Here is a 20,277-nt window from a genome sequence, read left to right as displayed (position 1 = left end):
ATTTTTAGTGTTTCCCGAACTCGAGATAGGTGGTCGTCTCTTTGACATGAAACGGAACGTCTGTCTCAGACAACGGAAGACTGAAGTAGTAGCCCTGTACGTAGTCACACGATTCCTTGAGTAGCCATTCGAGTTGAGCGGATGTTTCCACACCCTCCATGAGAACTTTCATACCCAGGTTGTGACCGAGTTGAATCATCGAGCGGACGATGGCCTCTTGATTGCGGTCGGTGAACAGGTTTTCGATAAACGTTCGATCGATTTTCAGCACTTGCACAGGAAGTTCCCGAAGTTGGCTGAAAGAAGAATAGCCGGTCCCAAAATCATCGAGAGAAATGAGGATCCCGAGCTGATGTAACTGCGTCAGTTTTTCACGAGTCGAGGCCTCATATGAAAGCATCGAGGACTCGGTCACTTCCAATTCGAGATACATCGGGTCCATCCCCGTCTCCAAAAGAATGGATTGTAGCGTATCAACAAAGTCTTCGCGCGCAAATTGGAGCGGGGAAACGTTAAGGGATAATGTAAAGGGACGTATCCCAGTTCGTTGCCAACGCACCCAAGCGCGACAACCTTCCCGAATGACCCAATGACCAATCGAATGAATTAACCCCGTGTTTTCTGCAATCGGGATGAAGTCAGATGGCGCAACCTTTCCGATTTGTGGATGTTGCCAGCGAAGTAACGCTTCCACGCCTTCTAATCGATTCCGCTTCAAATCGATTTTCGGTTGATAGACAAGTGTCAGTTCGTTTTTACTTAGTGCGGTGACGAGTGCTTTTTCTATCTCGATATTGCGCAAGAGTTGAGGTCGTGATGATTCTTCGAATAATTTGATATTATTCTCTCCATCTTGTCTGGATTCATCAGCGGCAAGACGAGAAAACTGAATAAGTTCTTCAGAAGAAGCACTATCCTTAGGGAAATGACTGATTCCCGCACTCATCGTCAATTCAAGAGTCGTGCCATCCACGTCGAAGCTGGATGAAAGCGCCTTAATACATTTTTCAGCCTTTTGATGAGCGAGCGAACTTCGTTGCGCAAATAGTAAGATGACAAACTCGGATGGTCCGATTCGTGTCAACACATCGTCTGGGTGAATCGTATGTTTGAGGCGGTCAGCGACTTGAATGATCAACTCATCTGCTCCGTGATGCCCGAGAATGTCACTTAGGAAACGCCAGCGGTTTACGTCGATATATAAACAGGCGACCGAACGTTCTTGTGAGATACATTCCTTCAAGAGGGCATCCAGTTTATGCCGATTTGGTAAATCCGTCAATGCATCGTGAAAAGCCATATGTTCAATCAGACGCTGAGAGGCGACTGCTTCGGTCACATCTCGGATAAACCAGAGTACTTGATTGTTCGAACCATCTTGAAGTGGGTAAGACGTCACTTCTAACGTACGATGATTCGTGTCAATTTGTACCGGCTGATAGAACGGCTGTTGAGCCGACAGCAAAGGATGATAATCCTGAAAAAAAGGTTCTGTCGCACATCCCTCGAATAAGTGAGCGAACGCTTGATTTTGATATTGGATTTCACCATCGCTTGTCGTCGTCACTACAGCATCCGTTGTCGATTCTAAAATCGTCGTTTGGAAGAGGTCACGTTTTTGGATTTGTCGTTCTAACGTATACGCAATAAAGTACATTCCGAATAAGAGAAATACGATGCTTGTGACTAACCATGCGAGTAGGGTCGGATCAATCGGAACCTGCTTCGCAGCTGAAGCATCGGGGATAATGGTCGTTGCCCGCATTCCAGCAAGGTGCATACTGAAAATAGCTGTCCCCATCAGAAGGGAGAACATCAGTTTCACGGAAAAAGCGGAATGCTGCATAGAGTAGGATGAAAAGAAACCTACCCATAAGGCGAGAAAGGAAGCGCCCCAAGCGATACCAATTGAAATCAATACCCATAAGGGATCAAAGTCCAATTGAACACTTTGTATAGCGGTCATCCCGATATAATGCATGCTGACGATTCCAAATCCCATCAAACCGGAAGATTGCAGTAAGGTCATCCATGTCGTCTTGCGAGAAATCAAACCGAACGACAGGATGCACCCGGCAATCGCCGGAATCATCGATCCGATAATGAGCCAGATGGAGTACGTGCTTTCGTGTAAAGAAGAATGACCGAGCATGGCCACAAAATGCATGGACCAGATGCCAAGACCTAGCGTGGTACCACCAAATAAAATCCAAGTACGATGAGACGTTGTCACACCTCCTGTGACCCGCTTCGCTAATTCGAGTGCCATCAAGGCTGAAACGCTAGCAATGAGAAAAGCGAGTATCATCAAAAATCCATTGTGACTTGTTGTATGCGTGCTAATCTGTTCCATAGTGTCGATACCTCATAGGGTTATTTAATCCATTCATCACTTCATTATATGCCGAACAATTATAATTACATACAAAAAGATTCAAATGCTATTCTTCCAATCAAATAACGGGTACTACATTGCTAAAGGGGTGCTGATTATGTATAAAAACAAATACATCAACTTTTTCTTATTGGTCTCATTCGGCTATTCATGGTTCATATGGGGGAGCTTGTACTGGTGGACCGATTTGCCAATCATGGTCATCGTTATTTTAGGGGCGTTTGGTCCAAGCATTGCAGGGTTTCTCACGATGTATCGACTTCGGGGCGGGGAAGGGGTGACACATCTTCTTCGGAAAAGCATTCAGTTCCAGATGAGTTGGAAGGCGTATGCGATTCCTTTTTTGTTGGTGCCGTTCTTATTTCTCGTAGCGTATTGGTGGACGGATCGAAGCGGTGCCCTACTCGTTCGCGAACCGTGGTGGGTCGTCCCATACTTTCTCTATATGCTAGTTCTCGGAGGGACGTTGCAGGAAGAGTATGGATGGCGCGGCTATTTGCTGGACGCCTTACAATCAAGACTCTCTCCACTTCTAGCTAGCCTGTCACTCGGGGTCCTTTGGGCGATGTGGCATATTCCTCTCTTCTTCATGGCTGGAACAGGACAGGCGAATTTGTCATTTTGGGCGTATGGCTTAGCCGTGATGGCATATACGATCATCATGACTTGGGTATACAACGGTTCGTCGCGCAATTTATGGTCGGCCTTTCTCATGCATACGATGTTCAACGTAATGTTCGTGATGGTCGGGTTCGAAGCGGAAAGTGGTTATCCAATCGGGTTTATTCATTTGACAATCACATTATGGACCGCTGCGATTTTAGTCATTTGGAAAACGTACGGTAAATTGAATTATGAGCCGCTCGAAGAAATGATTCCCTCGTACCCGAGTGTTACGCAACGAATTCGTGAGGGTAAAGAGTAAAACAAAAAAGAAAAGGGAGTGGCCGTCTTGAATTTTCGCGCACTCGAACAATCAGACGTGAGATCCTTGCAGCGCTTGTTTATGGAGAGTCTGAGTGACTTGATTCGACGAGAGCGTTTTGAAGATGCCGATTTGCTCGATGAAGAAGTGGCACGTCTGAACACGACGATTCAAGATCATTTCGATGATGACACCGTTCAACTGTACATTGTGGAAGAAGACGGAATCATTGTGGGATCAGGGGCGTTACTACCTCCGAATGATATCATCTCAGGAAACATACAAATTGAGCGTGGTGCGATCGAGTTAGGGAGTGTCTATGTGTCACCTCGTATGCAGCGGCGAGGTGTCGGACAATACTTGTTAGAAGAAATGATGCGTGAAATTTCGGCTCGAGGGAAAGACCTCTTTTATTTAGATGCCGGATTCCCGAGCGCCCAAGCCTATTGGCAAAAACGATTGGGTGAGCCATCTCATATCCTCGAACATTATTGGGGTCCCGGGGCATCACATATGATTTGGCGGGTCAATATCAAACAAGGAACTTAGCTGAGTGCTAAGTTCCTTGTTTTTAGTAATAAGATCGCATGAATTGATGAATGCCGGATGCCGTTGCTTCAGCCATTCGTTGACGATATGTCGTACTCGTTAAATGTGAGCGGTCGCTTGAATTACTGATGAATCCGTATTCGACAAGGGTAGAAGGTGAAACGTTACGTCCGACTACGTATACATTTTGATACTTGACCCCACGGTTTTGAATCGTGGAAATCCGTGAAGCGATCTCTTTATTGATACTTGAGCCGAGACTACGGCTGGCAGAAACGTAAGGGTTTGTCGTATAGCTATCTGACGTTGGGACGAGTACCTCATGTCCATGAGCCGTGTTATAAACAGAAGAGTTCGCGTGAAGACTGACGAACACATCCCCTTTATAAGATTTGTTGAGTGACACACGTTGGTCAAGGGAGAGGTACGTATCGTTTGAGCGAGTCAATTTAACGTTGTAGTCATATGTGCTCGATAAGACGCCAGCAAGGCGTTTCGCGATATCAAGTGCAATTACTTTCTCGTAAACCGATCCGTAGACAGCGCCAGGGTCGTTTCCGCCATGCCCTGCGTCGATGACGACCGTTTTACCAGTTCCGTCTGTATCGGTTGGTGTCGTGACAGTCGTAGGCTTCAAGTACTCGGATGCTACATAACCGGTTTTCCCATTGTATGTGACTTTATACCACGAGTCGTAACGACTGACATACTTGACGACCGACCCTGCCGGAATGACGGTTAAGACATTGCTCCAAGAGGCCGCGCTAAGGCGCATGTTCAAGTTCACGGTCGTTTCATAATAAGCAGACGGGGTTACAGGAGCTGTGGTCGCCGTTAAATAGTCAGAAGAAACGTAACCGGTTTTTCCATTATAGGTGACCTTATACCATGACCCGTAGCGACTCACATATTTGACCGTCGCACCCGACGGAATCGTCGTGACGACAGAACTCCATGAAGCGGCGCTGAGACGCAGGTTTAAATTGGCAGTCGTCTTATAATAGTCCGAAGGTGGGACGGGAGCACTCGTAGCTGTTAAATAAGCAGAAGCGACGTAGCCCGTCTTTCCATTGAACGTCACTTTGTACCATGACCCATAGCGACTGACATACTTGACGGTCGCGTCGGCAGGGATCACGGTGACGACATCACTCCATGAAGCGGCAGTAAGACGCATATTTAATCGGTCTGTTGTCTTATAGTAAGCAGAAGTGTTCGAGACCGTAACGTATTGAGAAGAGACATATCCTGTTTTGCCTCCATAACTGACTTTGTACCACGAACCGTATGTACTGATATACGTGACGCTTGAGCCAGATGGAATGGTCAACAGGACAGGGCTCCAAGTGGCTGCACTTAAGCGAAGATTTAAGTTGGCGGTAGTGGTATAGGTCGAGGCGGCTTCAACAACATTCGATTGAATACCAGATGAATCCAGTTGGAACGGGACGATTGCTGCCCCGGATATTGCAAGTGAAGAGCTGAGTAACAGCTTTAAACTCCATGATGATTTTGTTTCATTCAATGTTCAAACTCCTTTATTCATTAAACTAGTGACAAGGGCGGCGTATGAGAGTGCATCTAGGTTGTCCCTGTTTATTATATAAGTAAAAAGGAAAAAATGGAGGGGAATATATAATTCATTTACCTTTTTTCTCAAAATAAAAAAAGACGCACAAGGCGTCTGGAGTAAATTAGATTAAACGATGCGAGGCATACTTTCATTACTAAAGGTTGCTGGTACGTCGATTTGTACAATGCGTGGTCTTTCTTCGGCATTTATAGTAATCGGTTCTTCGATTTTTACAATACGTGGTCTTTCTTCTGCAAAAGGTTTAAATGAACTTCCGAGTAAAAGCACTGCAGTTGTAATAAAGAAAAATCCAGCTAACTTTTTCATGTTTAATTCCTCCGTTGTATAATGATTTATATGGGAAAAAATTAATGCCAATCTCGATAAGGTGATTTACATGGGATCCGAGGATTTTAAAAGCTGATAGATATCTTCAGACTGTTCTTTAACAGAATCGAACAAGTTTCCTGAATAGGTTTCAGGTAAACTTGGTTCGAAAATAGTCACTTTATCAGAATCGTTTATCATTAAAGTCGCTACAATCGGAACGTTCACAGTTTGACTTAATAAAGTACTACAAAGTGGGGTGCAAACTTTGTGTAGTTGCTCTAATGAATTAGGTCGCCAACATACAGACGCTTCGGGAAGAATATACAAAATATGTCCTTCGCTCAAAAGCGTTTCACATTGTTTAGATAACAAATCTGAATCCTGTTCGACGTTGATGAACTCATAATCATGAAGTTGTGTTTCATAAGAAGTTTTGCTACTTCTTTTCAAAATTGACAACGATAGTTCTGGACCTAAAATGTAAAGTCTTTTAAAAGAACGATTTGCTTTTAGCGTTTTTGAAATTAATTTCGGAAGACGTTGATAGTAATCGATTTGAAATGCGTTTACAATAAAGCCTTTAGTAGAAGATAATAATTGTGTCAAATTTTCTAATCCTTCGAAATGATTTAAGTCATCTTTCGAATATGAATGGTCTACAACCGCAGACGGTTTAGAAGATTTCGACTTAAAGTAGATTTTCGGTTTAATATAATCTTCAGCGAGTAAAAAACTGAGTTTCCCCATGCTAACCATCCACCTCCTACAAACTATTCATCTTAATTGAAAAAGTAGAACTAAAGTCCAAATCACTATTGATTGACTAGTTAAATCTTATCATGATTAATTGTGATGATGGATAAGTTTGAGTTGGGAAAATTTTGTTTGAAAATCTCGATTAAGTTGAATATTAAAGTCTGAATTTCCTGAAAGCACTTCACATTAATGATTGATAAGTGAAGTTCGAAAATAGGGCAAAGGGGCTACTACTAATAATGGAGTATAACTATGGAAATTTAATTAGAGTAGAACGCTTGCGAAAAAATATGAAACAATCTGTATTAGCAAGAGGAATATGTTCCATTTCTTACCTAAGTAAAATTGAAAATAATCAAACATCTGCTAGCGAGGAAGTCCTAGAACTTCTTTTTGAACGGCTTGAAATTGAAGTACCTTTATATCATGATTTTAGCTACCAATCAGAGAAAGTTATCATAGAAATCAGGGAAATTTTGAAAGAAGCAATTCTTACTCGGAAAGACCTTGACAAACAAGGGGAAATTAAAAAGTATTTGAATCACCCTGCGGTAAAACAGTCAAAATCGGTGTATACAACTCTTATGGTTACATTGGCCCGCTTTGGGGTCATGCCAGGTGGTGATTCAAAGTATGTAACTGAAGTAGGATGGATTGAAGACCAACTTTCGCCTGATGATCGTATTCGATATTACACAGTGAAGGCACTTCAATATTTTCAAGAAAACGAAAAAGAACTTTCATATAAATTAATTGAAGAAATAACAAATAAATTACCTCATTCAGGAATACCTGATTGGGAAGCTGCAGATATTCGTTACATTACAGGTGCGTTATATTTCCGTTTTACCGACAACACACAGGCTCTTGAAAATCTTCAAGCTTCATTGAAATATTTTCAAGAGAATTTTTGCTTGGAGCGAATGATAGAGTGTCATATGGTGATTGGATTGACTTATAAAAGACGAAAACGCTACGCAGATGCGCTCTCCTATAATCAAAAAGCCTTAAAAGTCGCTAATGCAACTGATTTAAGAAACTATTATGGGATGCTTTATAACAATATAGGAGAGATCTATTCGTTGTTAGGAGAACAAGATAAGGCGCTTACGTACTTCATGGAGAGTTTTGAATACAAAGTGGACATCAGAAGTAAGCTATTCAGCGTTTTATCATTAGTAGAGGTAAATGCAACACAGGAAAATGAACAAGGTGTCTTAGATTGGTTAGAAACAGGGCACGAATTGATGAAACAACATGAAGCGGTTGAGGAATTTAATCAGCACTTTAATGTTTATTGGAACCATTTTAAAGATAAGAATCCGCAAAAGCTCATGGAGAGTCTAAAAAGTGCCGTAACTTATTTTGAAGATCACGACGAGTACGTATATGCAAAAAAATATGCCCTTTGGCTAGCGAAAGAGCTAAGAGAGAATGGAAAATACAAGCAAGCAACAGACTATTACGAAAAAGTAATTTCAATTATGTCACAAGCAGAATGACGCTCGAAGAGAGCGTCATTCTTAATGAGATAAATTATTCTCAGAGTCATTTATGGCGTTGTAAAATAATGCACAGTCCACACTTGTTCTTGAACGAGGCGTTCGTCTTCTATATGACCGTTAAGGACCTGCTGTAATAGATGAATCAAATGTTTTTGAAGATTCGCATCATGAGAGCCACTATGCAAAATCTCCTCTTCGCTCGCAACAATGTAAAAACCACCAAGCCGCAATGGCACATGCTTCCGAATCAAAGCAGCGGCAGTTTGAAACTTCGCTTGCTCCCCCATGTGAGGCACGTCAATCTCGAAACGTCCCCATTGATTAAAATCTCCAATTTCTGAAAAAGGTGGGTCACGATGATCCAATGGCAAGTCCTCCGATCCTAGCAATCTCTTTATATTCAGTATATCTTGTTTTCGACTTAAAACGTGCAAAAATAAATGGATAGGATAACCTACATCTACGAAAATGAATCGGTTTCTTTCCTTTCTATATTATGTAAAAGGATTCCTTCCAAATTAGGAAAAAAAGAGTCAAAAATAACACGGTCGTTTGGACCGTGTTATTGCATAATGTGTTCTTTTGAGGTTGGGAGTTCACAGATAAATGTACTTCCTTCCCCATATACCGATTCGACATGGAGTTGACCATCATGGGCTTTGGCAATTTCTTTACAAATTGCGAGACCGAGACCGGTACCTCCGATTTTGCGACGATCCGAATTATCGACGCGGTAAAATTTCCCGAAGAGGTGAGGGAGCGAGGCACTCGGTATACCCATACCGTGATCTCTCACTTTCATCACGACCTCTTCGTCTATGCGTTCGAGCGATACAAGGATATTCCCGCCATCTGGCGAATATTTGATGGCGTTACTTAATAAGTTACCAAGTAATTGACGCATCCCTTGTAAGTCTGCATCGATAATAAAGTCTTGTTCGGTATCGGCATCGATGAATAGTTCATGCCGGTCCGTCGTTTCCTGATAAAACGCGACACTGTCTGTGACGAGCTTGTATAAATCGACCGGTTCCCACTCGAACGTTTGCTTTCCAGACTCCATTTTTTGAAGATCTAAGAAATCGTTGACGAGATACGAGAGTCGTTTCGCTTCATCGTGGATTGTCTTCAAATACAGTTCACGACGACTTTCCTTCAAATCTCGTGACAGCATCAGTTCAGTGAATCCGTAAATCGAGGACAATGGTGTCCGTAATTCATGTGAGACGGTCGAGACGAGTTCGGATTTCATCCGATCGATTTCTGTTTCGGCCGTGACGTCACGTAAGACGAGCATCGTTCCACGGAGTCGACGGTCCCGATAGACACTTTCGGCATAAAGTTGAATAAAGCAATCGCCTTGGTCGATTGAAATCGTGAGCCCGTCTTCCGGCGGGTCTTGCGTGAAGACACGTTCGAAGTATCGGACAAACTGTTCATGTTGATCGACTCGTTCTGCTAATTGCTCGATATCGATGTCAATGGCAGAGAGTTCTTCGTATCCCTTATAGTCAAAGTGTAAATCATCAAACATACGGATGAAGGCGCGATTGCCGACGATAGTGTCATCTTCATAGTTCACATATAAAATGGCCTCACGTACAGAATTGATTAGTTGCGCCGTCTCTTTCCGGTCCTGTTGCATCTGGCGATAAAGCTGCATGCGGAGAAGTGAGATGGCAAGTTGACCGGCGAACGCGTTCAATTCCGATTTTTCACTGGCATCGTATTGTTCATCGTAACGGGCCAAATAGAGACATCCAATGAGACTATTATCTGAGGGGTCCATAATAGGGATGACCGTCTCATATATATAATATGGATACGTGTGTAACGCATCGACGACCCGCTTAGAAGTGGCGGCCGGTAACTTTGAAATCATGACTCGTTTAAGCAAAAGGGAGTCTTTTTTTAGACTTTCCTGCTGATCTTCGGTCATCTCTTTCGGTACAACAGACGTGATTTCTCCGTCTTTAGTGAGTAAGAGGGCGCCGAACTCAGATTTTGTAAGCAACACAATCTTTTCAATAACAGAAGAGTAATCAAATAAGGATTCTTTCGAGGCCAATACTTCAATCAACTCGTTACGATATTGAAGATTAATTTCATTTAATTTCGATTCATTTAATACGTTTTCGAGCTTTTCTTTCTTCGCTTTCAGTCTGCTGTTCTGGTCGGCCATCCGTTTGATGAGCGGGCGTCCGATTAATAAGATGGCACTGATGAACATGACGAGCCCAATCATCCACATCCATCGGAGAGCAGTGAGTTCGAGAGTAGAGACATTCCCATCACGCACGAACCAGGCTCCAATCAAGGTTAAAACCAGACTGAATCCACAAACACTATATAAAATACTGAGTATTTGACGACTGTTCAATTGTTCAATCCACTTGCTGATCATTCGTTCTACTTCCTTCCTTGAACATAAAAAACGATAGGTCATCTTTTCCTTGCCCTGAATTCTATGAGACCGGGAAGGGAAAATGAAGCAATTTGCTTATACGAAGTGTTTAAAATCATATACACATAATGCGATTTACCCAAAATACATGAAATGTACACGTGTCAACCTGCTTTGCGTTGACATTGTCTGATGAAGTGATTATTTTGAAGTTAAGATAAAAAGGAGTGTGAGTCTATGCTATCGATTGAACCTTCTGCTTTGACTGAACGAGACACATATAAATTTTTGATTGGCAGTATTGTTCCAAGACCGATTGCGTTTGTCACAACACAACATGGGGACGTGATTAACGCCGCCCCGTTTAGCTACTTCAATGTAGTCGCATCCAATCCTCCTCTCGTCTCCGTCTCGGTTCAACGAAAAGACGGCGTAATGAAAGATACAGCGCGTAACGCACTCCGTACGAATGAACTGGTGATTCATGTCGTAGATGAGACGAATGTCATTAACGTGAACGAGACGGCCGCCAACCTCGCGGCAGATGAGAGTGAGCTGTCGCGTACGGATTTTACGCTTCAACCGAGTGATATGATTTCGACGCCAGGGGTCAAAGAAGCAAAAATCCGTTTTGAATGTGTGCTCCATCATCACTTGCCGATCGAACATGACGGAAAAACGACTGCCGATCTATTGATTGCACGAATTGTCCGTTTTCATATTGATCGAGAGTTATACAGTCAAGGACGCATCGATGCCAAACGGCTAGCGCCTGTCAGTCGGATGGCCGGCAATAGTTATGCGACCCTTGGGGAACTATTTGATGTGAAGCGCCCAGAATAATCGATAAACGTGCCCGTTTTTTCTAAAGAACGGGCACGTTTTTTGGGTAAAGAAATAGGAAGCGCATTTGGGTGCGGTATTTCTTTCTTTCCGATACTCGCTTGTGTCACAATAAAGTCAGAACATTCTAACTTTCAGTCATCCTAGATCAGAGAAAAAGGGGAGTCCGTCATGTACCGTCCAACTGTCCAATCGATTATTACCGCTATCGAAACCGTGATTGTCGGAAAAGAAGAAGTCATCGCAAAAAGTCTCACTGCCTTGCTGGCGGGTGGACATGTATTACTTGAAGACGTACCAGGAGTCGGGAAGACGATGCTCGTTCGTACGTTCAGTCGAGCGATTGACTTAGATTTTAAGCGCATCCAATTCACGCCGGACATGCTACCATCCGACTTGACCGGAATTTCGATGTATAACCAAAAAACGAGAGAATTTGAATATCGACCAGGTCCGCTCATGGGTAACATCATTTTAGCGGATGAAATCAACCGGACCTCACCGAAAACGCAATCGGCTCTTCTCGAGGCAATGGCTGAGCGAAGTGTGACAGTGGACGGGGAATTGAAAGTGTTACCGTCACCTTTCTTCGTCATGGCGACACAAAACCCGATTGAGCATGAAGGGACGTATCCGTTGCCGGAAGCACAGTTGGATCGCTTCTTACTTAAAATCGAGATGGGCTATCCGACATTCAATGAAGAAATTGCATTATTGTCGCGGTTTGAAAAAGAAGAGCCGCTCGAGGCGCTTCAGAGCGTGATTACGAAGCAAGAAGTTGAACTCATGCAACGTGAAGTGAGAGACGTGCATGTGTCGAGTGCGGTCAAACAGTACATTGTGCGATTGGTGCATGAGTCTCGAAAAGATCCGCATACGTATTTAGGAGGAAGTCCGCGAGCCACACTGGCGTTGATGAAAGCGGCACAGTCGTGGGCGTATATCCATAATCGCGATTTCGTCTTGCCGGATGACGTGAAGGCGATGGCGACGAGTGTGCTCGGACATCGCGTACTCTTGACAGCAGAAGCACGGTATAAAGGAAAATCACCGAATCAGTTGATTCAAGATTGGCTGGATACGTTGCCTGTCCCGATGGATCGTGAGGTCAATGAAGTATGAAAAACTGGATGAAGCTGTTCGTTGTATGGGCGGCGGCATTCGGATTGTATGCATTTGCCCGCATCGAAGGCAGTATCGTTGCTTCGACCTTATGGTGGTCGTTCGCTGTGTTGACCGTCTACTGGACACTCTTTATGATTTATCCGGTCACGGCGGCAAATGTGGTGCGCCGTGTGACAACGAAGCGACTTTTTTCTGGACAAACAATGGACGTCGAGTTACGAATTGAACGGAAGTACCCTTTCTTGATTGGGATGGTCACGTTAGAGGAGCGATTGCCACAACGTTTGACGGATGAAGACAAGACGATTGTCGTGCCTGTTGACCGTTTTTTCCGACAAGCAGAAGTCGTCCATTATGAGGTCGAGGCGATCAAGCGTGGGATTCATGTCTTTGACCGCACCGTTCTACATGTACGTGACGTATTTGGTCTGTTCGACCGGAAGCGGACGTTACGACTCGAGACGGTCGTCGAGGCGTCACCCGCTGAATTGCCGTTTGATTTACCTCGAGACGAACATGTCGGGGGTCGTGGGGAGCAATATCGTCAAATGCGGACATACACCGAAGTGGCCAATACGACCAGCGGGGTTCGGGAGTATGCGGCAGGAGACCGAATCGGACGGATTGATTGGAAGGCATCCGCACGCCGAGGGACCTTGATGACCAAGACGTTTGACCAAGAACAAGAGAAGAAGCTTTCACTCGTGTTCGTACCAGCCGTCTCTGCCGGGTATGAAGAGGCATTTGAACGTTCCCTATCCTTACTTGTTGGAGCGATTCGTCAGTTAGAACGAAAAAATCTGCCGTTTGAGCTCTACGTCATTGAAGAGCAGGTGCGACTGTTCCATCTTCCTGACCAGAGTGCAGAAGTCGGTCATTACTTGTTGACCGCAACGCCAGAAGCTGAGGGGCGTCTCGTCGAACGAGTGAAGCAGAAACTGCCTCAACAAACTGGAGATTTGATTTTGATCAGTCCTTTTGAAACGACGTCCATTCGAGAGTTGATGCATGAGACACAGGGTAGCTATCATCTCTACACGGCAGTTAATGAGGTGACGGTATGAAGACATGGGTAACCCGAATCGTCTATACGGCGCTTGCCGCCTATTTGTTGTCGTTCTGGATTGAGCCGATTGTTGGAAGTACGACGTTCGATGTGACGTGGCCGTTTTACTTCCTGCTCATCGTGCCGATGTTTGCCAGTATTCTGCCTTGGGCAGCTTTTCTTGGGATCTCGCTTCTTAATTTCCTCATCGTCTTGTATGCCTATCACGGCAGTATTTTGGACTGGTTTGGTCTATGGATGGAAGATTTGATGGGTGTCATGAGCGGTGAACTGCCGAATGAAGCGATTTTCTTCTCTGCCATGGCGCTGATCGGCTTACTGTTTGCTGTGCTCGTCGGACGAACGTATCCAAGTTATAGTTTTGCCCTTGGGATGATTGTGTCGACTCTCGGCATCATGGCCTATTTTGATACGTGGACGTTGTATGACGGGGAAGGCAATATCCTGTATGCCATCGTCACATCGCTCCTCTTACTATTTGTCACCGATTTGGCAAAACGACCGAGTCAATCGCTCGTCCGATTCGTCAGTATCGGACTACTCCTCAGTGTCGTCGTGGCTCTCGCAAGTGCTTCACCCACGCTTGAAGGCGATTGGTCTGACCGTATCACTACGAGTTTTCGGAATGCGACGACGGAAGGTGATGGGAGTGGCCCGGGTCGAGTTGGGTATGGAGTGAACGACGAATCGCTAGGTGGTCCGTTCGAACAGGATGACGGCATCGTCTTCATCGCTCGCGGCGTGCCGGCACGCTATTGGCGTATCGAATCCAAGGCGATTTATACGGGGAAAGGTTGGGTCGAATCACCAGTCCTGGACTCTAACTACAATCGTGGTCAGTTAGTGGACTCGGAAGTGGATACGACACCGGAACAGGCATTGTTACGTTTTGAGCGCCGACAACCGTTTGTTCCTTATGGTGGAGAATATCCGCAAGCTATCGAAACAGAGTCCGGTACCGAATTTCGAGTCGGTGATATCGAACGGGCTTTCCCGAACGAGACGATTACGATGCAACCGTCCGGAAAGATTGTATTTGAAAATGAGGAACAATCGACTCCGCGGACGATCCAACTTCGTTATAGTGTCCCGGCTTTCTCTGAAGAACAACTGGCATTAAATGAAGAGATCACATCGCTCACGGAAGAAGAGCAACAGGTCTATTTACAGCTACCGGAATCGTTGCCAGAGCGTGTACGAGATTTAGCCGCTGACATCACGGCGGAGAGTGAGACACCGAACGAGAAGGCGGAAGCGGTAGAAGCTTATTTCCGAAACGGAGAATTTCAATACGACACCGAAAATGTGGCACAACCGGAAGGGGACACGGATTATGTTGACCAGTTCCTGTTCGACACACAAATCGGGTATTGCGATAACTTCTCGACGTCAGCTGCCGTATTGCTGCGCGCGAACGGCATACCGACGCGTTGGGTAAAAGGATTTACGATGGGTGACACACGAGGGGTCATTCAAGGTGAGGAAGAACATACGATTCGAAATCGTCACGCCCACTCGTGGGTCGAGTATTTCATTGAAGGCGCGGGCTGGGTTCCGTTAGAAGCGACAATCAGTTTCTCGGACGCCAACTTATTGCAGATGGAACGAGAAACGGATACGGAAGATACGACGCCGGCTGCGAATGATCCCCAAGCAAATCAGGACAACGATACGCAAAACCGTCCGCAAGAAGATTTGTTGATCGATGACGTGACGACAGGTGATGTTCAAGAGGAGGCACGTAACATGCCGGTGTGGGGATGGATTGTCATTCTCTTCCTCGTGGCGGTCCTCGTTTGGAACCGGAAAATCATCGAGCGTCAAATCATGTATGTCTGGTGGATGAGTCGTCCGCTCACTGATGGGCGCCTCGTCTCGATGCACCGCTATTTGATGAAACGACTGCGTGCGAACGGATTCAAAATTGAGGGACGTACGCCTTCGGAACTCGCCAAAGAGGTCGACGCCTACTATGAAACGAATGATATGACCCGTCTGACGGCTTTGTTTGAGCAAGCTATTTATGCGGAACAAGAGCCGAATTCAAAATATAAAGAATATTGGAAAATCATGATTCATCGAATTATGAGTTGAAGTGACGGGATGCATCAAGTAAGATAGACGCATTAGTTAGATAATTGAACATGGCATTCCTTCGTATATACTCGTGAATTGGCGCGAGAGTCTCTACCGGACCACCGTAAATGGACCGACTATGAAGGAGCACGTTTCGTATACAAAGAAAAGGGCGTGCTTCTTCTTCGGTTTGGATAATCTGGGGGAGAGGCGCGTCCTTTTTTTGAGGAGAAGGCAGAAAGGTGGAGATTTCGTGAAAGTAGAACAAGAAATGATTTTGGTGCTTGATTTTGGTGGTCAGTATAACCAGTTGATCACACGTCGTGTCCGTGACCTTGGCGTATACAGTGAGTTGCATTCGCATAAGATGACGGCAGACGAGATTCGCGAATTGAACCCAGTCGGCATCATCTTCTCAGGTGGACCGAACAGCGTATACGCGGAAGGCGCATATCGTTGTGATCCAGAGATCTTTGAACTAGGTATTCCAATCTTCGGAATCTGCTACGGGATGCAACTCATGACACATCACTTCGGCGGTCGTGTCGAACGTGCCGCTCATCGTGAATATGGAAAAGCGACATTGTTCTCGACGCCGGAAGCATCAGCGATTTATAACGGTCTTCCAGTCGAACATACAGTATGGATGAGCCACGGTGACCTCGTCATGGAAGCACCGGAAGGATTTATCGTCGATGGAACGAACCCGTCTTGCCCGGTCGCTTCAATTAAAAACGATGAGTTGAAAATGTACGGTGTCCAATACCATCCAGAGGTTCGTCACTCGGAGTACGGAAACGACATCTTAAAAAACTTCATCTATGAAGTATGTGGTGCGAAAGGCGAATGGTCGATGGAAAACTTTATCGACCTCGAAGTGGAGAAAATCCGTGAAATCGTTGGCGATAAGCAAGTTCTTTGTGCGCTTTCGGGCGGTGTCGACTCTTCTGTCGTGGCCGCACTCGTTCATCGCGCAATCGGTGACCAGTTGACGTGTATGTTTGTCGACCATGGTCTCCTTCGTAAAGGGGAAGCGGATAGCGTCATGAAGACGTTCGCAGACGGATTCAACATGAAAGTCATCAAAATCGATGCACAAGAACGTTTCTTGACGAAGTTGGCTGGTGTCTCGGACCCTGAGCAAAAACGTAAGATTATCGGAAACGAGTTCATCTACGTATTTGATGAAGAAGCATCGAAACTGATCGATATGGACTTCCTCGCACAGGGGACGCTCTACACAGACATCATCGAGAGCGGCACAGATACAGCGCAAACGATCAAATCACACCATAATGTCGGTGGGTTGCCGGAAGATATGAACTTCACGTTAATCGAACCACTCAACACGCTCTTTAAAGACGAGGTCCGTGCACTCGGTACAGAACTCGGTCTTCCTGACTATATCGTTTGGCGCCAACCGTTCCCAGGTCCAGGTCTCGGAATTCGTGTCCTTGGTGAAATCACGGAAGAGAAGTTAGAAATCGTGCGTGAATCCGATGCGATCTTGCGTGACGAAGTGAAGAAAGCTGGACTTGAACGCGACATCTGGCAATACTTCACGGTGCTCACGCCGATTCGCTCGGTCGGAGTCATGGGTGACGAGCGTACGTACGACTATGCTGTCGGTGTCCGTGCGGTCACTTCAATTGATGGCATGACGTCTGATTGGGCACGTATTCCATGGGATGTGCTTGAGAAGATCTCTGTCCGGATTGTAAACGAAGTCAGCCACGTTAACCGTGTGCTGTATGACATCACGTCTAAGCCACCTGCAACAATCGAATGGGAATAAGCGGAACAGAGGGGGATTCCCCTCTGTTTTGTCTTAAAACCGAACATTAACGTTTTTTATCGATGTAAAATCCGTGAATTTAGTTGACATTCTATTTTTACGCTGATACGATAAGAACGTTCTTATTATAACCGAACAATTATAAAATATTTTGCCGTATAATATCGGGGATATGGCCCGAGAGTCTCTACGAAATCACCTTAAATGATTTCGCTACGGCGAGACATAGATGAGGGTGTATGCCCTCGTATGTTTCGCGTGGGGTCCTCGGTCATTTGCCGGGGGCCTTTTCTCGTTTTACGGCGAGCACAAGGAGGAAAACAAATGAGCACACAGCTCAAGCAAGAACAGCAACAACCATCAACGACGAGTCGGATCGATCGTTACTTCCAACTCACAGCACTCGGTACGAGTGTCCGCACGGAACTGATCGCAGGATTTACAACTTTCCTCGCGATGGCGTACATTCTTTTCGTTAACCCGAACATTCTTGGGGCAGCGGGTATGGATACTGGAGCGGTCTTCGTGGCGACAGGTCTTGTCGCGGTAGTCGGTTCATTGACGATGGGACTTCTCGCGAACTACCCAATTGCGATTGCGCCAGGCATGGGCCTTAACGCGTTCTTCGCATATAGCGTCGTCATCGGGATGGGTATTTCTTGGCAAACGGCTTTGTCAGGTGTACTTGTATCAGGTCTCTTCTTTATCGTATTGACGTTATCAGGAATTCGCGAAACGATTGTTAATGCGATTCCGGCTCCGCTCAAAATGGCGGTTGCTGCAGGGATTGGTTTCTTCATCGCTTTCATCGGTTTGAAAAACGCAGGCATCGTTGTCGCGAATGAAGCAACACTTGTTAGTCTTGGTTCACTTGGTACGGGCACGACGCTTCTCGCGGTGTTCGGTCTTGTGGTCAGCGCCTTGCTTATGGCGCGCGACATCAAAGGTGGTATTTTCATCGGGATGTTGTTGACGGCGATTGTCGGGATGATCTTCGGTCTCGTGCCAACTCCGACAGCAATCTCAGACGTTGTATCCATGCCGCCGAGTATGTCATCTACATTCGGTCAAGCCTTCATCAACTTCGGTGATGTCTTCACGCTTCAAATGCTCGTTGTCATCTTGACGTTCTTCTTCATCGATTTCTTTGATACAGCTGGGACGCTCGTCGCGGTAGCGCGTCAAGCGGGCATCATGAAAGAAAACAAAGTGCCGCGTGCAAGTAAGGCGTTGTTGGCGGACTCGACTGCAACGGTAACAGGTGCAATCTTCGGAACATCTACAGCGACTTCATACGTTGAATCGTCAGCAGGTGTCGCTGCTGGTGGACGAACAGGATTGACTGCTGTTTTCGCAGGATTGTTCTTCGGTTTGGCATTGTTCTTCTCGCCTCTCTTGGCAGTTGTTACGGCGCCAGTCACGGCTCCGGCACTCATCATCGTTGGAGTGCTCATGGCTTCGGCACTTCTCGATATCGATTGGAAAAAGATCGAGATTGCAGTTCCTGCATTCTTGACGATTATCATGATGCCACTTACATCATCAATCGCAACGGGAATTGGGCTTGGGTTTATCCTTTACCCACTCATGATGATTGCAAAAGGGAAGACGAAAGAGATTCATCCGATCATGTATGGGATGTTGGTCATCTTCTTGGCATACTTTATGTTCTTGCCACACGCATAAGTTCATTTGAAAAACCGGCTCTGTTATTACGAGTCGGCTTTTTTGTATGCAGTATTTTCAGGAAGGAATGGATCGTACATCGTGATCGCGTGATTTTCTGTGATGAACTCATTTCGAAGATGTGTGCCATTCATTGAAGTGACTTCTCTAAATATCTGGTTATGTCGTATCGTTCCACCCCACCATTCCCGGGTGAAATGATGGTTTTCTTCATATATACGATACTGTTCTTTATTCGGGATGTTCGAGCGCCATTCCCCGACGAGATGATCTCCCTCTATATATAGAAGGAGTTGATACGTTTGTGCCGTCTGGTTTGTGATTTGTAAGTCGAGATAATTATAAGAACATGTCGCGCCACTTCCGAAAGGTTGGTCCCGTCGGTAATCTGGGAACACATCGTAGCTGTGACGATAACGTTCGGTCACGGTCAATGGGCTATGTAAGGTGATCCAATAGATTAGATTGGACAGTTGGCAAAGTCCGCCACCGATTCCTGAAGTGACTTTTCCGTAATGGAGAATCATTCCGTCGACGTATCCTTTACGTTTCGTTGGCTTGCCGATCATCTTCCAATAGGAGAAGACATCGTTTGGATTCAGGATAGAGCCGTTCAGTTTGGTAATTGCAATTTTTAGGTTGGTTACCTTGTTATGCTGGACTTCCATGTCGACATCTCGGAGTTGGCGATATAGAGGAGTGCGGTGTGTATGGATCAGATATGGCATCGGGTCAGTATTTCGTTTTGAAACATACTTTCGTTTATCCGTCATCCATTCAAGTCGTCTCTTTAACGTATATACTTGGGTACCGGACCATATTCTGAGCGGTGAACGTTTCTTAGGACGCTGTAGATCAGATTGCATCATTGGTTGACTCCTTATAGGTTTATAGTCGTTTTTAGATATAAGTGTATTCTTTAAAGTGATTTATTCTTCCTTCTTCCATTAAGGAGTTGGGATTCGAACTTTGGATGATGTAGAAAAAGATTTAAAAGTTTTTTTAGAATAATGCTTGCAAGATCAAAAAGCAGGTGATATAGTTATCTCTGTTGCCAGCGACAAACGTTGAACAAACGAAAAAGTTGTTGACATCAAAATGAATTAAATGTTATTATCATTTAGTCGCCAAGAGCGGCAGACGAACTTTGAAAACTGAACGATGAGGCAAAAAAGTTTTACAATTTTTGAATGAAGCGCAAGCTTCGTCAATTTAAGAGCTATATCAAATTCTTTGGAGAGTTTGATCC

16 protein-coding genes and 2 riboswitches are annotated in these 20,277 nt (G+C 45.1%); of the genes, 9 read left to right on the top strand and 7 right to left on the bottom strand.

Going from position 1 to position 20,277, the window contains the following annotated elements:
* Positions 1-4: 4 nt before the first annotated feature.
* Positions 5-2,353, bottom strand: coding sequence for a bifunctional diguanylate cyclase/phosphodiesterase (locus tag IRJ25_RS14860; RefSeq protein ID WP_269318576.1), 2,349 nt, complete (start codon positions 2,351-2,353; stop codon positions 5-7).
* Positions 2,354-2,492: 139 nt separating this feature from the next.
* Here IRJ25_RS14860 and IRJ25_RS14855 point away from each other — a divergent pair, with 139 nt between their 5' ends.
* Together IRJ25_RS14855 and IRJ25_RS14850 are read left to right on the top strand one after the other, a co-directional pair.
* On the top strand, positions 2,493-3,320 hold the full coding sequence (locus IRJ25_RS14855; RefSeq protein WP_269318575.1) for a CPBP family intramembrane glutamic endopeptidase: 828 nt from the start codon (positions 2,493-2,495) through the stop codon (positions 3,318-3,320).
* A 27-nt stretch (positions 3,321-3,347) separates the two neighbouring features.
* Positions 3,348-3,869 carry a GNAT family N-acetyltransferase gene (locus tag IRJ25_RS14850; RefSeq protein WP_269318574.1) on the top strand — a complete coding sequence of 174 codons (522 nt, stop codon included), beginning with the start codon at positions 3,348-3,350 and terminating at the stop codon, positions 3,867-3,869.
* 22 nt (positions 3,870-3,891) lie between these two features.
* Here IRJ25_RS14850 and IRJ25_RS14845 read toward each other — a convergent pair whose 3' ends face one another.
* From IRJ25_RS14845 to IRJ25_RS14835, 3 genes are all read right to left on the bottom strand, one after another.
* Positions 3,892-5,394 carry an SH3 domain-containing protein gene (locus IRJ25_RS14845; protein WP_269318573.1) on the bottom strand — a complete coding sequence of 501 codons (1,503 nt, stop codon included), beginning with the start codon at positions 5,392-5,394 and terminating at the stop codon, positions 3,892-3,894.
* A gap of 174 nt (positions 5,395-5,568) precedes the next feature.
* Positions 5,569-5,769, bottom strand: coding sequence for a hypothetical protein (locus IRJ25_RS14840; protein ID WP_196431513.1), 201 nt, complete (start codon positions 5,767-5,769; stop codon positions 5,569-5,571).
* Between the two features lie 66 nt (positions 5,770-5,835).
* The gene (locus IRJ25_RS14835; RefSeq protein ID WP_196431512.1) at positions 5,836-6,519 is read right to left on the bottom strand and encodes a hypothetical protein; all 684 of its coding nucleotides are present in this window, start codon (positions 6,517-6,519) and stop codon (positions 5,836-5,838) included.
* 248 nt (positions 6,520-6,767) lie between these two features.
* On the opposite strand from IRJ25_RS14835, the gene IRJ25_RS14830 reads away from it, so the two are divergent.
* Positions 6,768-8,030 (top strand): tetratricopeptide repeat protein, encoded by a 1,263-nt coding sequence (locus IRJ25_RS14830; RefSeq protein WP_196431511.1) that lies wholly within the window; start codon positions 6,768-6,770, stop codon positions 8,028-8,030.
* Between the two features lie 50 nt (positions 8,031-8,080).
* Here IRJ25_RS14830 and IRJ25_RS14825 read toward each other — a convergent pair whose 3' ends face one another.
* Together IRJ25_RS14825 and IRJ25_RS14820 are read right to left on the bottom strand one after the other, a co-directional pair.
* Positions 8,081-8,398, bottom strand: coding sequence for a hypothetical protein (locus tag IRJ25_RS14825; RefSeq protein WP_074034697.1), 318 nt, complete (start codon positions 8,396-8,398; stop codon positions 8,081-8,083).
* Between the two features lie 197 nt (positions 8,399-8,595).
* Positions 8,596-10,437 carry an ATP-binding protein gene (locus IRJ25_RS14820; RefSeq protein WP_269318572.1) on the bottom strand — a complete coding sequence of 614 codons (1,842 nt, stop codon included), beginning with the start codon at positions 10,435-10,437 and terminating at the stop codon, positions 8,596-8,598.
* Positions 10,438-10,674: 237 nt separating this feature from the next.
* On the opposite strand from IRJ25_RS14820, the gene IRJ25_RS14815 reads away from it, so the two are divergent.
* From IRJ25_RS14815 to IRJ25_RS14790, 6 genes are all read left to right on the top strand, one after another.
* A complete protein-coding gene (locus IRJ25_RS14815; protein WP_214738160.1) occupies positions 10,675-11,280 on the top strand; it encodes a flavin reductase family protein in 606 nt (201 codons plus the stop codon).
* Between the two features lie 171 nt (positions 11,281-11,451).
* Positions 11,452-12,402, top strand: a complete 951-nt coding sequence (locus tag IRJ25_RS14810) for an AAA family ATPase (protein ID WP_074034693.1) — start codon at positions 11,452-11,454, stop codon at positions 12,400-12,402.
* Entirely contained in the window at positions 12,399-13,469 is a 1,071-nt protein-coding gene (locus IRJ25_RS14805; RefSeq protein WP_269318571.1) for a DUF58 domain-containing protein, read from the top strand. The genes IRJ25_RS14810 and IRJ25_RS14805 overlap by 4 nt, the downstream gene beginning before the upstream one ends.
* Positions 13,466-15,565, top strand: a complete 2,100-nt coding sequence (locus tag IRJ25_RS14800; protein ID WP_269318570.1) for a transglutaminase domain-containing protein — start codon at positions 13,466-13,468, stop codon at positions 15,563-15,565. Before IRJ25_RS14805 ends, IRJ25_RS14800 begins: the two co-directional genes overlap by 4 nt.
* Before the next feature lie 41 nt (positions 15,566-15,606).
* Positions 15,607-15,707, top strand: a riboswitch (purine riboswitch).
* Positions 15,708-15,818: 111 nt separating this feature from the next.
* The gene (gene guaA, locus IRJ25_RS14795) at positions 15,819-17,342 is read left to right on the top strand and encodes a glutamine-hydrolyzing GMP synthase (RefSeq protein WP_269318578.1); all 1,524 of its coding nucleotides are present in this window, start codon (positions 15,819-15,821) and stop codon (positions 17,340-17,342) included.
* 134 nt (positions 17,343-17,476) lie between these two features.
* Positions 17,477-17,578: riboswitch (purine riboswitch) on the top strand.
* Between the two features lie 88 nt (positions 17,579-17,666).
* The gene (locus IRJ25_RS14790) at positions 17,667-19,028 is read left to right on the top strand and encodes an NCS2 family permease (protein WP_269318569.1); all 1,362 of its coding nucleotides are present in this window, start codon (positions 17,667-17,669) and stop codon (positions 19,026-19,028) included.
* Positions 19,029-19,054: 26 nt separating this feature from the next.
* Here the strand turns inward: IRJ25_RS14790 and IRJ25_RS14785 are convergent, their stop codons facing one another.
* Positions 19,055-19,897 carry a VanW family protein gene (locus IRJ25_RS14785; protein ID WP_269318568.1) on the bottom strand — a complete coding sequence of 281 codons (843 nt, stop codon included), beginning with the start codon at positions 19,895-19,897 and terminating at the stop codon, positions 19,055-19,057.
* Positions 19,898-20,277: the final 380 nt, after the last annotated feature.

It is taken from the genome of Exiguobacterium sp. KJ 601, from assembly GCF_027161185.1.
GTDB lineage: Bacteria > Bacillota > Bacilli > Exiguobacteriales > Exiguobacteriaceae > Exiguobacterium > Exiguobacterium profundum.
Note: the sequence above shows the minus strand (reverse complement) of the source record. Positions and strands in the feature narration are given on the sequence as shown.

Coding starts and splice junctions, on each gene's coding strand:
- IRJ25_RS14820 (WP_269318572.1), bottom strand. CDS start 10,437: ATGATCAGCAAGTGGATTGAACAATTGAACAGTCGTCAAATACTCAGT.
- IRJ25_RS14790 (WP_269318569.1), top strand. CDS start 17,667: ATGAGCACACAGCTCAAGCAAGAACAGCAACAACCATCAACGACGAGT.
- IRJ25_RS14835 (WP_196431512.1), bottom strand. CDS start 6,519: ATGGGGAAACTCAGTTTTTTACTCGCTGAAGATTATATTAAACCGAAA.
- IRJ25_RS14830 (WP_196431511.1), top strand. CDS start 6,768: ATGGAGTATAACTATGGAAATTTAATTAGAGTAGAACGCTTGCGAAAA.
- guaA (WP_269318578.1), top strand. CDS start 15,819: ATGATTTTGGTGCTTGATTTTGGTGGTCAGTATAACCAGTTGATCACA.
- IRJ25_RS14805 (WP_269318571.1), top strand. CDS start 12,399: ATGAAAAACTGGATGAAGCTGTTCGTTGTATGGGCGGCGGCATTCGGA.
- IRJ25_RS14840 (WP_196431513.1), bottom strand. CDS start 5,769: ATGAAAAAGTTAGCTGGATTTTTCTTTATTACAACTGCAGTGCTTTTA.
- IRJ25_RS14815 (WP_214738160.1), top strand. CDS start 10,675: ATGCTATCGATTGAACCTTCTGCTTTGACTGAACGAGACACATATAAA.
- IRJ25_RS14810 (WP_074034693.1), top strand. CDS start 11,452: ATGTACCGTCCAACTGTCCAATCGATTATTACCGCTATCGAAACCGTG.
- IRJ25_RS14800 (WP_269318570.1), top strand. CDS start 13,466: ATGAAGACATGGGTAACCCGAATCGTCTATACGGCGCTTGCCGCCTAT.
- IRJ25_RS14785 (WP_269318568.1), bottom strand. CDS start 19,897: ATGATGCAATCTGATCTACAGCGTCCTAAGAAACGTTCACCGCTCAGA.
- IRJ25_RS14855 (WP_269318575.1), top strand. CDS start 2,493: ATGTATAAAAACAAATACATCAACTTTTTCTTATTGGTCTCATTCGGC.
- IRJ25_RS14860 (WP_269318576.1), bottom strand. CDS start 2,353: ATGGAACAGATTAGCACGCATACAACAAGTCACAATGGATTTTTGATG.